The organism is Cellulomonas sp., assembly GCF_017744555.1.
Classification (GTDB): Bacteria; Actinomycetota; Actinomycetes; order Actinomycetales; family Cellulomonadaceae; genus Cellulomonas.
In genome coordinates this window covers 1-577 of record NZ_JAGIBD010000126.1, presented here as the reverse complement: position 1 = coordinate 577, position 577 = coordinate 1, and the positions used below count along the sequence as shown (strand labels likewise).

Sequence of the window (577 nt, the reverse complement as noted above, 5' to 3'; positions counted from 1 at the left end):
GGTCCGCACCTTCTCCTGGGCGTCGCGCCGCCCGGACGCGGCGGGGTCGGCGCTGACCTGCGTCATCACGGTGCGCGCGGCCCGCGCGGAGAGCCAGCCGTCCCCGGCGGCGACGGCTCGGACGGCGGCGACGATGTCCTCGGGTGAGGAGTCCTTGGCGAGGAAGCCCGCGGCGCCGGCGTGCACGGCGTCGAGGATCGCGCTCTCGGTGTCGAACGACGTCATGGCGACGACGCCGGGCGGGTCGGGCAGCGCCGCGAGGGTCGCGGTCGCGCGGATGCCGTCGACGCGCGGCATGCGCAGGTCCATGAGGACGACGTCGGGGTGGTGCGCGTGCACCGCGGTGACGGCCTCGTCACCGTCGGCGGCCTCGCCGACGACCTCCAGGTCGTCGGGTCGCAGGATGGTGCGCAGCAGGCGCCGCACCATCGGGTCGTCGTCCACCACGAGCACCCGGATCATGCGGCGACCGTACCGACCCCGACCGGCACCGTGGGCCGGTCCGCGGGCCTGTCAGGCGCCGGCTGCCCACGGCAGGTGCGCCCGCACGACGTACTCGTCGCGCTCGACGCCGGCG

1 protein-coding gene is annotated in these 577 nt (G+C 76.4%); it reads right to left on the bottom strand.

The features are described 5' to 3' along the window. Positions 1-462 (bottom strand): response regulator transcription factor (locus J7523_RS20510; protein WP_291890661.1); only part of this gene is annotated, 462 nt, incomplete at its 3' end. Positions 463-577 lie beyond the last annotated feature (115 nt).